The sequence below is a fragment of the Acinetobacter sp. CIP 64.7 genome (assembly GCF_000369745.1).
Lineage (GTDB): Bacteria > Pseudomonadota > Gammaproteobacteria > Pseudomonadales > Moraxellaceae > Acinetobacter > Acinetobacter fasciculus.
In genome coordinates, this window is the sequence record NZ_KB850179.1 from 1,768,267 (window position 1) to 1,782,652 (window position 14,386).

The 14,386-nt window shown below is 48.7% G+C and carries 8 protein-coding genes; 5 read left to right on the top strand and 3 right to left on the bottom strand.

Annotated features, from left to right (window positions below; translation table 11 throughout):
- Positions 1-58: 58 nt before the first annotated feature.
- Together F890_RS15010 and F890_RS15015 are read right to left on the bottom strand one after the other, a co-directional pair.
- A complete protein-coding gene (locus tag F890_RS15010; RefSeq protein ID WP_005102873.1) occupies positions 59-4,183 on the bottom strand; it encodes a UvrD-helicase domain-containing protein in 4,125 nt (1,374 codons plus the stop codon).
- Positions 4,184-4,187: 4 nt separating this feature from the next.
- Positions 4,188-7,892 carry an exodeoxyribonuclease V subunit gamma gene (locus tag F890_RS15015; protein WP_005102871.1) on the bottom strand — a complete coding sequence of 1,235 codons (3,705 nt, stop codon included), beginning with the start codon at positions 7,890-7,892 and terminating at the stop codon, positions 4,188-4,190.
- Positions 7,893-8,069: 177 nt separating this feature from the next.
- Here F890_RS15015 and F890_RS15020 point away from each other — a divergent pair, with 177 nt between their 5' ends.
- Positions 8,070-8,570 carry a hypothetical protein gene (locus tag F890_RS15020; RefSeq protein ID WP_004278581.1) on the top strand — a complete coding sequence of 167 codons (501 nt, stop codon included), beginning with the start codon at positions 8,070-8,072 and terminating at the stop codon, positions 8,568-8,570.
- A gap of 54 nt (positions 8,571-8,624) precedes the next feature.
- On the opposite strand, the gene F890_RS15025 is transcribed toward F890_RS15020, so the two are convergent.
- On the bottom strand, positions 8,625-10,043 hold the full coding sequence (locus tag F890_RS15025; protein WP_004729341.1) for a polyphosphate:AMP phosphotransferase: 1,419 nt from the start codon (positions 10,041-10,043) through the stop codon (positions 8,625-8,627).
- Between the two features lie 205 nt (positions 10,044-10,248).
- Between F890_RS15025 and F890_RS15030 the strand changes: the two genes are divergently transcribed.
- From F890_RS15030 to F890_RS15045, 4 genes are all read left to right on the top strand, one after another.
- Positions 10,249-10,953, top strand: a complete 705-nt coding sequence (locus tag F890_RS15030; protein ID WP_004647334.1) for a DUF8198 family protein — start codon at positions 10,249-10,251, stop codon at positions 10,951-10,953.
- Between the two features lie 146 nt (positions 10,954-11,099).
- Entirely contained in the window at positions 11,100-12,044 is a 945-nt protein-coding gene (ubiE, locus tag F890_RS15035) for a bifunctional demethylmenaquinone methyltransferase/2-methoxy-6-polyprenyl-1,4-benzoquinol methylase UbiE (protein ID WP_004647333.1), read from the top strand.
- Between the two features lie 12 nt (positions 12,045-12,056).
- Positions 12,057-12,734 (top strand): ubiquinone biosynthesis accessory factor UbiJ, encoded by a 678-nt coding sequence (locus F890_RS15040; protein ID WP_005102869.1) that lies wholly within the window; start codon positions 12,057-12,059, stop codon positions 12,732-12,734.
- A 12-nt stretch (positions 12,735-12,746) separates the two neighbouring features.
- The gene (locus tag F890_RS15045; RefSeq protein WP_004729335.1) at positions 12,747-14,366 is read left to right on the top strand and encodes an ABC1 kinase family protein; all 1,620 of its coding nucleotides are present in this window, start codon (positions 12,747-12,749) and stop codon (positions 14,364-14,366) included.
- Positions 14,367-14,386: the final 20 nt, after the last annotated feature.

Here is a 14,386-nt window from a genome sequence, read left to right on the forward strand (position 1 = left end):
AAGTTATCCACAGGATAATTTCATGTTTAATCTCTATATATCTTATAAAATCGCAAAATCATGCTGATTTTTTCTGCTCAAAATAGCCCAGTATTTGATCCAGTTTTTCTATAAATTCAGAGTCCGGTTGCCAATGATAGGCTCCTTGCTGGACCTGTCCCTTCATCCCACGTAAATACAGATAGGTCGCGCCGCCCAAGTGCTGCTGAATCGAATAAGTCTGCATATTGGCACTCAGGTACCGATGCAGCGCCACCAGATACAAAGCGGCCTGCAACCAGTAACTGGACTGGCTCATATTCTGCTGAATGGCTTCAGCACTATAGTGCTGCTGATCAGGTCCGAGGAAGTTACTTTTATAATCGGCAATATGGTAGCGCTGGCCATCGAAATACACCAGATCGATGGAACCGGTCAGATAACGTGCCGACTTGGCCTCATTAAAATCGCTCATGATCATGTCATGTTCGAGAAAAAGCTGATGGATTTGCCGAATCTGCAAAGGGGCATCGGTCAAGGACAGATAAAAAGGGAATTCTGAAAGATACTGTTTAGCCTCCAGCTGTGCCAAGGCAAAATCTGCCTGAATCGGAGTGGCCAGAATGTCATGTACCCAGTCATGCATCAGGTTCAGCAAAATATCTTCTGTGATCTCGTCCAGCAAGCCATCAAATGCAGTCTGGAAAATATTGTCCACATTCAGTGATTCAGTACTTGCAGGGCGTGTGAGCTGAGCCACTTCCTGTTCAAAAAACTGGATAAAGGAGTCATCCTCCAGCCCATCGAAATACACTCGAAACTGACCTAAAAATTCCAGCAGAGCTGAACGCTCGAGCTGTTGTGCCGAGTGAAACAGCTGCTGCCATTGCTGGCGATAAACTTCACTTTGGTCATGCAGGCGAATTCCGGTCAATAACTTATAGTTCAGGCTGGACAATACGCGCTGCATACTATGACGCAATTCCTCGGCTTTGAAATCTGCCTGAGCTGTGGCCTGAAACAAGGTTCGCAGATTCACCACAGCGGCCTGATAATGCAGGGAAAAAGCCTGTTCCAGTACACTACGTATATGAAAAGCCTGTTCAAATTTTTCTTTCATTTCCTGCCAGATTTGCGGTGCGGTATTTTTAAAACGGCGCCGGATTTCCAGATTCCAGTAACTGCTGTCCTGAAAATCAATATGTTCAAAAATGCTGTGCAAGAATGTTCCGGCTACGGTGCCTTTAGGAAAATTCAGCCTAATCCAGTCTAAAGGCACAGCTGCTGGCTGTTCTTCCAGACCGGTAAAATGAATTTCATCGGCAGCACTGTCGGGCTGTTCATAAGCCGTGACCAGATCGTCCTGCAAGATATGTCCATGTAGCTGATGCTGTGACAAAGCCGTAAAACTGGTTTTGGTTCGCGGATAAAACTGCCGCTCTGGCAAAGGTTGCGCCCGCATGTCGACCTGATGATGGTTCGACTGCTCGACCAGGCGCGGTGGCTCCTGAGACAGAGGCGGCTCGACCAGACTTAAAGCATGTTGAAACAGTTGATCTCCCTGACCACGCCAGAAGGCCAGCCCGGAATCAGACTGTGCGTTCTGGTCCTGCAGCATGGCATATACCCGGTGACTGGCACGGGTCAGCGCCACATACCAGAGTCGGTGGTTTTCGGCAGCATTACGCGCTGCATTCTGCAGAATCGCCTGCTCATGTAAATTCTTGTGATTCACTGCAATCACCCGGGATTGTTCCAGGATGTTGTCCTGTTCAGGCGCAGACAGGGAAAAATTCAGATTGCCTTTATTCACATCAAAAGCAGCATCTGCTCCCAATAAAAACACCACTTTAAATTCCAGCCCTTTGGAGGCATGAATGGTCATCAGCTGCACCCCATGATCCCCAGACAGCTTGCGTTCTTTTTCGCTGTCCTTGCCTGAAGGTGACTGAAGCTGGCGCAAATACCAGTGATAGAGTTTTTGCGCCCCCTGATAATATTCACTCTGCTGGCTCAGCATCTCGGTCAGATGGCGCAGATTGACCACCACCCGCTCATTGTCCAGACTTTGACTGGCCACCAGATTGGTCCAGACCTGAAACAGGTTCAGTGCATAATTCCAGGCGGTCAAAAAGCCTTTCTCAAACCACATTTCCCGAATTATATCCAGATCCGCAATATAGCGACTGAGGCCTTCACTCTGGCTTTGCAAATCAATCAGTTTTTTCAGATTGAAGCCCAGCAGACGGGTTAGTAAAGCCCGCTTGACCTTGGCCTCATTGAAAGGATCCATAATCGCCGTCAATACGGCCGCGACATCCTGAGCGATGGTACTGGCAAACACGCTCTGTTTGGATTCTTTATAGGAGGGAATGCCCATACGCTGCAGACGCTGCTTCACCTGTTCCAGAGCAAAATGCCCAAATCCCAACACGGCAATATCATCTGCGCTCAGGCTTTGCTGATGCTCTTGCTGCTGAAAGTACAGTTGCTGCTGGGCAGACTGATTCAGCAATGCACGGATTTTCCAGGCCACCTGGTCTGCCTCCAGGTCCGATTCACCTAGCTGAATCCATCGTAAAGGCTGCGGGTTGATCCTGCCCATATCGACCAGATCTGGATGCGGGCGACTACCGGCCTGAATCAAGGTGTACTGCACCTGTTCGCCAAAATCCATTTGCCGCTGGAACAGCGCATCAACCACTTCTACGAGTGGTTTGACTGACCGATGGTTCTGCATCAGGGTATATTCGCGGCCCTGTTTATGCAACACATCGGCATGTGCCTTGTTATAGGTGAGCATATCGCCGCCACGGAAACCGTAAATTGCCTGTTTCGGATCACCGACCATAATCATGCAGCCGGACTGCACCCGGTTGGCATCACGCCAGATCTTGGCCAGCAAATCATCCTGATCCTGATTGGTGTCCTGAAATTCATCGACCAGAATCAGCGGATAACGTGCCTGTACAAACTGGGCAAAACGCTGTCCCTGCTGGCCTTGCAATGCTTCCGCCAATGTACGAATTTGCTGGGAAAAAGTGGTTTCACCCTGCTGCTGCAAGGTTTGTGGCAAACGGGTCTGCACACTTTGAATAATATGAAATTCCAGATAGGTCGTAAGCTGTTGCAGCTGCTCATCCAGATACTGTTTGACCTCACACAGCGCATCAATTGCCACGATCAGACGATGTTGCAAAATCAGCTGCTGCTCTGCATCCGGACAGCTTTTGTTAAAGACCTGAGTGGTCGGCTGGAAATCGGTTTTCTTGCGGCGCAAATGGCACAGATTCAGTAAAATCGGCTGCAATTCAGCATCAAAGAAACTCATGCCACCCTGATTTTTCAGGGCTGCGCTCCAGGTCATAAAGTTTTCACAAATTTCGGTTAACTTGGTCAAAAAACTCTTGTGAAAATACTTCGGACTTTCCTGACAATAACGCCGCATGACGGCAAGATCATGCTCCTGAATACTCACTAATTGACTGATGCAGGCTTCCAATTTGTTCAGGTCACATTCAGCCAGTTCGATCTTGCGGAAATGCTGCTTGCTGAAATTCAGGGCATCACGCACCAGCCCGGTATAATGCTCCACCGGTTTCAGCAGATTTTGAACATACAGATGATTGACCATATATTGCGGCTGCTGCTGAATCCAGTCACGCAGCACATCATGAATCAGCTGCTGAATATACAGATCCTGATCTTCGGTCAGTTCTGCACGTTCAATCTTGCCACTTTCAAAGGCAAATTCACGTAACAGTTTCTGGCTAAAGCTGTCCAGGGTGCCGACAAACAGTTCATCCAGCTGGTTTAGCACCAGACGTAAACGGCGACGGGCATAATCCAGCCGTGAACCATAATCTTTCAGTACCTGCTGAAATAAAGGATCGGTTTCATTCTGGATTTTTGCTGCGATTTCAACTGAATTGAGCTGCTGATGACGCTGGATATAAGCCAGCGTTTCCTCGACGCGAAGCCGTACCCGGTTTTTCAGTTCAGCCGTGGCCTTACGGGTAAATGTCGTCGCAATCACCTGATGCGGATAATACTGGTCCAGAAAAATCCGCACCATCAGACTGGATAGCGTATAGGTCTTGCCGGTGCCTGCCGAGGCTTCAATCCAGTGTAGGCCCCGAAACTTCATGTCCTGAATCGGATTGGTAGAAATGGCTGTTTGCGTCTGCTGCTTTAAGAAAGTCATACGGCTATTTCACCCATTCCAGATGTTGATGAATCGGCGCATACAGGCCATGGGCAAAATCATGACAGCAGTTTTGCAAGGCCAGATCCGGATCCTGATCCTGCAAAATAAATTGCCAGTCTTGATGCAGCAGACTGGATTCATCCGAAGCCAAAGGTTTGACACTCTCATAGCTGTTGTTCCAGGCCTTTAGCAATTCCGGCATTTCCACAATAGTCATTTTACCCTGTTCATTCTCGGCCCACTGCCACTCTTTTTTCATCAGTAATTCTGCCGGCAAGACCAGCGGCTGCTGTTGACCAATTTCCCAGGCCTTTAACCAGAGCTGCAAATACTCATGTGCCTTGCTCGAACTCAAGCCAGAAAACTTCAGGGTTTTATTACTGAAAATGACAATGCGCTCCAGTTCTGGTGAGCGTGCATCGTCATTCAAGTAAGCCAGCCATAGCAGATACTCCAGCCAGATCTGGGCACGGCGTTTTTCCGAGGCCGAAGAGGATTGCATACTCAGCCAGTAGCTGCTGTGTGGAACCTGAGGCACGTTTATATGAATGATCAGTTCAGGACTGAACTGCAGGGATTGTTGGGTGACTGGCGTCAGTTCTTTGCCCAACTGTAGCAAACGTTCTTGCAATAACTGCTGTTCCTGCTGGCTGCCCAGCCAGGTGGCTTGCTGGGTTTTGCCCACCGGCAAACGGTCTAGCATCAGGTTTGGCTCAATCTCCTGCTCTTGTTGTAACAGGAAATCCCGCACCTGATACTGTTCCAGCTTGTTCAATAATAAGGGTTCCCGGGAACTCGGCAAATCGGCATAGCGAATCGTGGAAACCCCGACACTTTTCAGGAATAGACGTGCCGGGAAAATCATATCGCGGATCCATTCATCACCTTTGAGTACCCGGATTTCTTTTTGTTCTAGTGCCGGATAATGTGCATTAATCCAGCTGCTGCGTTTGCCTTCGGCGCTGCGGATATATTCTGCCACTGCAAACCACTGATCCTGATAACGTGGTGTCTGCATATCTGCGAATCCGGCCGGATCAAAAGGCTGCAAGGGATGTACATGATAAAGCTGCTGGATATGTTGAGCGACCGATAGACCATGAATATCCACCATCGGATCGACTTCGACATCCGGCTGTTCAGACTGGCAGATCAGCGCGATATGTTGAACCAGTTCCTGCAAGGCAGTGGATGGATCGCGAGCCTCACCATCCTCCAGATCAAAGCCATTATAGAACAGCCATAGATTTTCCTGTGCCAGCAGCAAGGCATCCAGAAAGGCGCCCTGCTCGTCATCCAGACGGGAACGGTCACCGAGTTGCGGCTTCAGGCTGCGCATCAGGTCAAACGGAACCTGTTGATTACGGCTCGGAAATTTACCGCTATCCAGATTCAGCATCACCACCAGTTTATAAGGCAATGGCCGGATCTGACCAATCTGGCTAAAAGTAATCTGTCCGGTCGGTTCGGCCTGATCCAGCTGCATCTCCAGGGTATTCTGAATTTCTTCCAGCACATAAGGCAGAGGCAGACTGAGTGCCACCAGTTCCTGACTGGCATGAGGATCATCCTGGTCATGATAATCGGCCAAGGTCAGCATCCGCATTTGCTTGTCGATAATCTCGGCAACGGTTTTGAGCGATTCCACGCCAGCATCACGGAACTCGTTCAGATCGGCGCGCAGATATTCCAGCCAGGTTTTGACTGGCGTGCGCTGTCCGGTTTCATGCAAAGTCAGCCAGTCACGGCGCTCTACCAGATCCTGATAAATCCGGATCAGGGTGGATATCAAGGGAAAATCACTGGTCAGAACCTTGGCATAACTCAAGGTATCCTGAAATAGGGTATGTTCAGGAATCGCCAGACCCAACGCCAGACGGTCCAGCGCGAATTTAAAGCTAAACCGGTAATCCTCATCGCCTGCGCTCAGGCTTTGCTGTAAATGCTGCTGGTCCAGTCCACGCTTGAAGCCAGCATCTGTCAGCAACTGCAACATCCGTTCTACCTGACTATAGTCCAGACCATAATACTGCTGGGTGGCATTCAGGCTGAGCCAGTCGGCGAAGTCCTCAATACTGAAACGGCGCCGTACCCACTGAATCCGGCCCAGTACCGCGCGCCAGGCATTACTGACATCCAGACGCGACACCCCGGCAATCTGGATCGGTAAATACAGGTTATCTTTCTGCAGGCGTTTGCTGCCGGTTTCGCGCTCACGCGGTGGTGGCGCAAAGACACTACGAATTGCCGGTTCGAGTTCTTTCAAACTTGGCGTCAACACCAGAATATCACTCGGCTGACGCGGCACGTCATTCGTATCTTGAGCCAGCCAGTGAATCAGCTGTTCTTTGAGGACTTCCAGCTGACGTAATGAAGAATGACAGACATGAATCTGTACCGAATCATCATCAGGGCTTAAAGCATATTGATGCTGTTCAGGTTCCAATAAATACAGGATATCCGACTGGATTTTGGCCAGCAGCCTGTCCTGATATTCATCGACAAAGACATCGGCCCAGAGACCCTCTTCCCCCGAAGACAGTTTAGAGAGTAGAGAAAAATGATCCCGTGCCTGCTTGCCGAATCGGGTCAGGAGCGGATGCCGCGATTCCCGGTCTTCGGCATTAAAGTTCAGCTGCTTGATCCTGAAGTCTTTTATTTCCGCATCATTCGGTTTACGTTGACGGGTCTTTTCAAAACGCTGAATAAAGCGCTCTTCCCGCTGCAAATCAAACCTGGCTTTCCAGTCCGGATCGACACTGTCGGCCCAGTATTCCTGCGAGGGGTTGAAGTGAAAAATATAGATATCAATGTATTGCCCCAAACGGCGTAAAAAATCCAGCTGGCTGGGTGGCAGTTCCAGCAGGCTAAATACCACAATCTGGGCCGGTAGTCGTTTTAGAGCCTGGGCGCGGGTTTCTGCATTCTCCAGCCGCTCCCAATACAGGCGTTCAATCTCCAGGATTTTGGCATAATCATCCTGAAATACATGCTGCCACAACCAGCGTTGCCAAGCTTCCAGTTCACGCGCCTGAATCTTGACAAAATCCGCCACCTGCATCTCATGACCATTTTCATCTTTGGGGCTATAGATCATTTGCTCGATATCGAGCGCAATATCCTGCCCCCAGGACTCTAACCAGTTACTCGGACAACCACAGTTGTTTGGAGGACAGTTACGCGCGCAATAACCGCGATAATCCATATAATGGCTAAACAAACGCGACACCTGCTCGGCTACCCAGTACAGCATGCTCTGTTTTTTCAGCTGCTTCTCTGTACCCTGCTCCAGCCGGTCAGCACTGTCATAAATCCGCTTCACAATAGAATACAGCGGATGATCGACGTCTAAAGGAATCTGTTCAGGCAGAATGCATTTTCGTAGCGCCTGAAACACGCGCCATTTGATGATAATGCGCGGAATATTGGCTTCACGGACCTGCTCCACTTCTTTAGGCGCATTCAATACCCACTGATAGGAAGTCCATTGAAAGGCGCGAATCCGGTGATGAAACTGGGTATTGGCGCTAATGCCTTTTTTCTCGGCAATTTTCTGGGTCAGCCAAGTTTCTACTGCCGGAGATGGCACAATAAAGTGCCGGGTTTGTAACACCTCAAATGGATTCCGGGCAGTCTGGTTGACAATACGCAGCATACTATCCAAAAGCACATCAATACGTTGACTCTGAATAACATGAATGGCCATTGGTTCCCCTGAACTGCTGAATGTGGTTTTTACTACAAAACGATAAAGATTATTTACTATACATCCCGAGCGCTCTATGACACTTTAAAACCACACTTCAGTCGAAAAATTTCTTTGAAAAAAGCATCTTAAAGATGCTTGAATAGAAAAAAACAACATAGAGCTTAGGTAGTGCCCATGAAATTAGATAAAATTCCTGAACGTCTCGATCCGAGCCTAGATTTAGAACAAATCCGCGCCGAGTGCCTGGAACTCACCAAAAAACGCGCCTATTATTCTGCCGGTGCTGCGGTTATTCCAGTGCCGTTTATGGACGTGGTCATTGATATCGGTATCTTGTCGCAATTGATTCCCGAGATCAATGCCCGCTTCGGCCTGGCGCCTGACCAGATCAGTGTCTATGATCCAAAAACCCGTCAGGTGCACTGGAATGAGTTGCGTAAACGCGGCGTAGAATTTTCTGGTCTGGTGGTCGCACGTACGGCAGTTAAAAAATCTTTGAACAATGTTGCAGCGAAAGTGATCACAAAGCAAGTCACAAAATTCATTCCGCTGGGCGGCCAACTGGTGGCGGCAAGTCTGGGCTATTTTGTCATGAAAAAGATTGCTGAAGCACATGTAGAGGAATGCTACCGTGCAGCTAAAAATATCCAGCAAAAACAGGTGGCGCAAGGTTAAAATCCGGGTGAGCTGAATTTTTGCAGCCCTCTAGATACTCTTACTTCAGGCAGATTATTCTGCCTGAAGCTGTTTTAAAATAGCCTTTAATACTTCGACCCGTGCGGTATGTTTATCATCAGACGCGATAATGTGCCAAGGCGCTTCCTCGGTCGAAGTATGTTCAAACATATCGGCTGCCGCTTTCAGATAATCGTCCCAGCGCTCCCGGTTACGCCAGTCTTCTTCAGTAATTTTAAAACGCTTATGCGGTGTATCTTCACGCGCCTTGAACCGTGCTGCCTGTTCCTCTTTAGAAATGGCCAGCCAGATTTTCACAATCACCGTTTGATGCTTGACCAGGCTCTGTTCAAAACGGTTAATTTCCGCATAAGCTCGCTGCCATTCTACCGGACTAGAAAACCCTTCTACCCGTTCTACCAATACCCGACCATACCAGGAACGGTCAAAAATGCAGATATCATCATCGGTTTGCAGCTTGGTCCAGAAGCGCCATAAATAAGGACGGCTCAGCTCATATTTTTCTGGTGCGGCAATGGTATGAATTTCATATTCACGTGGATCCAGTTTTTTGACAATCCGCTTGATCGCGCCGCCCTTGCCAGCAGCATCCATGCCCTCAAACAGAATTACCACATTACGCGAATCGGAACGCATGGCTTTGGCGACCTTCGCGGTTAATTTTTTTAGTTCCGGTTTGTAATCTTCTGGCTGGGCTTGAGTCTTGGAAGGATGTTTTAACTGCTCGGGAATCTTGGCCTGTTTCCATCTTCCCTTGGCTCTGGCGGGATGATCCGGACAATGTTTCAAGGCACTCAGGATATACTGGGCAAATTGCTGGTCGCGCTGCTGCTCATCTTCGCCATCAATAATGAACCAGTCCTCGGTAAAGCGCTGACGCAGGCGCTGCAAGGTGTCATATTCTTTGCGATTGCGCCAGTCCAGACCATGCAGTTGATGCCAGTGAGTTTCACTCGGATCCATGGCATCCAGACGTTTTTGCAAGACTTTCCAGGACAGGTCAAACCAGACCTTGATCACATCGACATGGTTATTTTTCAGGTCCTGTTCAAAGGCCTGCATCTCTTGCAGATATTCATCAAACTGTGCATCACTCAGCGGGCTTTCAGCTTGCATGGCACTGCCAAGCAGATCACTGTACCAGTTACCAAACAGCACCATGATCTGGCCTTCGGCAGGAATAAAACGTGCATAAGGTTGCCACAAGGTCTGCTTCGGGCCGGCTAGCTGAGGCTTATCGGCTTTCACACGCAAATAGCGCGGATCGACCCATTCACGTAACTGTTTAACCGCTTCACCCTTGCCGGCCAGTTCAATGCCATTCACCAGAATCACCAGACTTTTGGCATTTTTCTGGCCCCGGGTCTTTTTTAAATTATATTGGGCATCAATCAGCTCGACAGACAGCTGATCTTCATCCATTAACTGAAATTGTGGTTGTTCCATACGCATCTTCAACCCTGATCTTTTATTCTGTTTGCAGTATAGCGAGGAGTTTCAGCGCAAAAATAGCTCTGGCAACGTTTTTCACACGATTAAATTGGCCATTTAAACAACAGATTGACATACAAATGCCCGATCTCTGTTCAATTTGTCATAGCAGGATTGTCCGGCAGCCTCTAAGATTCTTGCATCCTCCAATCATAATTGAAGCCTCATGTCCAAACTTGCCGTACTCGATGATCTGTTAGCGCATTATTATCAACTGGCTTATCACACCCGGCCTGACATTTTAAGCCGTTTACAGGATGTGCAGGCCTGGCAGAAAGTCCGCATGCAGCGCACCCATCGCGCCCATTTTGCTGAAAAACAAAACCTGTTGATGTCCGAATATTTCCTGAACCGTCTCTACGGCGGTGCTGACTTTGATGCGCTGGCAGAACAGATTGCCCGGCTGATGAAATATGCGCATAAAGCAGAAAAAGTTATTCCGGAAAATGCCATTAAAACCGGCACCTCAGGCGTAGAGCTGGCTATTCTGGCGGTACAACTGGATGAACAGGTCGCGATTCAGTTATTACAGGATTATCATCCACATGAACCGCTAACTGACGAGATGATGCGCCTGACCTATTTGAAGCTGGATCAGGGTGAAGCACGCCTGAAACAGTTGGCTCTGCTGGATCAGCTCGGTATGAGTCTGGATAAATACATGCGTTCATTTGTGGTCTATACCGCCTTTAAAATGTGTAAGGGCGCGGCGAATAAATATAACTTTCAGGTAATGTATGAATTTATGCAGGATGGTTTTCTGGCCATGAAGCCACTCAAATCGGCAGAAAAATTTGTACGCACGTTCACTGCCACCGAACGCCAGATTATCGAGAAAGTACATTCTGGCGATCCGCTACCATTTCAGTAAATACCCGATGAGTATTTCTGCCAAGCGTGAATTTTTCTGTATATTATTCATAACAATTGCATCATGATTGCTGAATAAGCCTTTAGAATCTGTCATGATGCAGACAATGCAAGATTAACCCGATTGATATGTTAGGAGTGACTCCAATGTCGAATGAAAATACAACGCCTACCCCTACCCCCGAGTCGGCACAACAGACAGACAAAGTGAGCCCATTCTTAACTGAACCCCTTCCACAAGGCACCCCGCAAGGTCAGCAACAATCTTTAGAACAACGTCTGACTGACACGCCTGTGACGGGTACTGTGCCCAAATATAATCTGCCACGCGGTGCCAATACGGGTAACGTCGGCTCAACCACGCACTTCGGCTATCAAACTGTAAACAGCGAAGAAAAAGCCCAGAAAGTCGCAGAAGTGTTCCACTCTGTAGCGAGCAAATACGACATCATGAATGACTTGATGTCTTTTGGTATTCATCGCCTGTGGAAGCGTTTTGCAATCAATATGTCAGGTGTACGCCGTGGCCAGCATGTGCTGGATATCGCGGGTGGTACTGGCGACTTGGCTAAAGTCTTTAGCCGTGAAGTTGGTCCGACAGGTCATGTGGTACTGTCTGATATTAACGAATCGATGCTGAATGTCGGTCGTGACCGTCTGATTGATGCGGGCTGTACCAATGTCGATTTCGTTCTGGCCAATGCCGAAACCTTAGAACCATTTGCAGACAACAGCTTCGATCTTTTAACGATTTCTTTTGGTCTGCGTAACGTGACCGATAAAGATGCTGCACTTGCTGCAATGTACCGCGTCCTTAAGCCAGGTGGCCGTTTACTGGTTCTAGAATTTTCTAAACCAGTGTTTGAGCCATTCTCTAAGCTGTATGACCTTTATTCGTTCACGGCATTGCCAATCATGGGCAAAATCATTGCCAATGATGCAGAAAGCTATAAATACCTGGCTGAATCGATTCGTATGCATCCGGACCAGCGCACCCTGAAAGGCATGATGGAAAATGCCGGCTTCCAGAATTGTGACTATCACAACCTGACTGGCGGGATTGTTGCAGTTCACCGCGGTTTCAAACTTTAAGGTTCCTTGCCTATGTGGTCAATTCTGGCACTCGGTGCTATTGAACGCGTGATTCATCATGTGATTGATCTGGATGCCATTACCCGCATCCAGCTGAATGCCCTGTCCGGTAAAATGCTGCGGGTGGTAATCGCCTCGCCGCAGCTTTCGGTTGATGTGTTTTTTGATGAAGGTAAAGTTCGTCTGGAACCAACGGCAACCGGTCATACCGAAACACCTTCAGTCTTTGAACAACGTCCATTTGACGCAAGTTCCTTGACAGTCACCGAAGCGACCGCAACCTTGCAGGTCAGCAATGTGGTGGAATTACTCAAGCTGCTGCTTTCCGATGAAGTCGGTAATATCCCCCTACAAGGCGACTACAAGTTATTGCAGGAAATCCAGCGCATCATGCAACAGGCGGAACTGGATCTGGCGGCGCACTTAAGCCCTTGGGTTAGCCCGACACTGGCACATGAAATTGGTAAATTGCAACTGCTGCCCAAGCAGCTAAAACGCACCCTGCAAAGTCAATTATTTTTTGCCGAAGATGCCTTAAAAGAAGACAGCGGTCTGTTTGCCCCCCGCTGGCAAATGGATGACCTGAATCAGGACACCCGTATCCTGAATCAAAATTTAGATCGGGTTGAAGCAAAAATCCATCAGCTTCAGGCTCAAATTGATGCCTCCAACAATTCTACTCAAGACTAGGTACACAGCTTTATGATTCCGCATGTTTCACGTTTACTCGAACTTTGGCGCATCGCCGCGCACTATCGACTCGACACGTTGTTTCCTGCGGAAGAATTACCAGAAAAATCCCGGCATGTGCTGTCCCTCATCCGGATGCATCCGGCTGCCTGGTCCAGTCGTGAACGTAAAAATCCGCTCAAGCTGAAACTGGCTTTAGAAGAAATGGGGCCGTTGGCGATCAAGCTCGGTCAACTGCTCTCGACCCGCCGTGACCTGATTCCACCTGAAGTTTTACAGCAACTGGTGTTACTGCAAGACCGGGTCAAGCCATTTGATAATGACGTGGCCAAGATGCGCATTCAGGAATCCCTGAAAGCTGATGTAAATACCCTATTCGCGCGTTTCGATACCCAGCCACTGGCTGCAGCTTCGATTGCTCAGGTGCATACGGCTGCCCTGCATGATGGCCGTGAAGTGGTGGTTAAAGTCACCCGCCCGAATATTCGCCAGCAGATTTTGCAGGATTTTGAAATTCTGGAATGGCTCGGTCAATTTCTGGAAAAACGTCTGGAAGCAGCACGTGCCCTACATTTATCAGAAATCATTCAGGACTATCGCCAGATCATTCTGAATGAGCTGGATCTGACGCTGGAAGCAGACAATACCCGCCGTATGCGCCATCACTTTACCGGCTCGAGCATGATGTATGTGCCGGAAATTTATATGGACAGCAAAGACGTGCTGGTAGCCGAGCGCATTACCGGGGTGCCGATTTCAGATATCGCGACCTTTGACCGGCTGGGCATGGATCGGGCCGATCTGGCGCGTAAAGGCCTGACCATCTTCTTTACCCAGGTGTTCCGCGATAACTTCTTCCATGCCGATATGCATCCGGGAAATGTCTTTGTAGAAACCATCAATCCGGCCAATCCGCGTTTTATTGCGCTGGACTGCGCGATTATGGGCGAACTGTCCAAACACGACCAGATGACCGTAGCACGCATGCTACTAGCGGTCATGAACAGCGACTTTATGCAGCTGATTCAGGTGGTGCATCAGGCTGGCTGGATTCCACCGGGGACTGATCAGGATGCTTTGGCTCGTGAAATGCGCCGCAGTGTGGGGCCAATGGTCTCAAAACCGATGCATGAACTGGATTTTGCCGGCATTCTGATTGAAGTGATGGATATCGCTCGTCGTTTCCATCTCGAAATTCCCCCTCAATTGATGCTGCTGCTAAAAACTTTGGTGCATGTCGAAGGTTTAGGAACCGACCTATATCCTGAACTGGATATCTGGAGTCTGGCCAAACCGATCCTGACAGACTGGATCAAGGCCCAGATGAATCCGCAAAAGAACCTAAAAGAACTGGGACAGAAAATCCCGGATCTGCTTTTAGGGGCGCAGGATTTACCGACCCTGATGATCGACAGCTTAAATGGTTTAAAAAACCAGTCGGCATGGCATGCCAAACAGCTCAATGAATTACAAAGCATGCGCCTGCAAATGGAACATCAGCAAAAACGCAGCTGGATGTTTGGCAGCGTCATGGCCATTCTGCTGGCGATTGCAATTATTTCACCATGGTTTGTGTCGGTGATTCTGATTGTGCTCGCAAGCGTGCTTGCCGTCTGGCGGATTGCTAAATAAATCTCCGTGATTTTAGAACA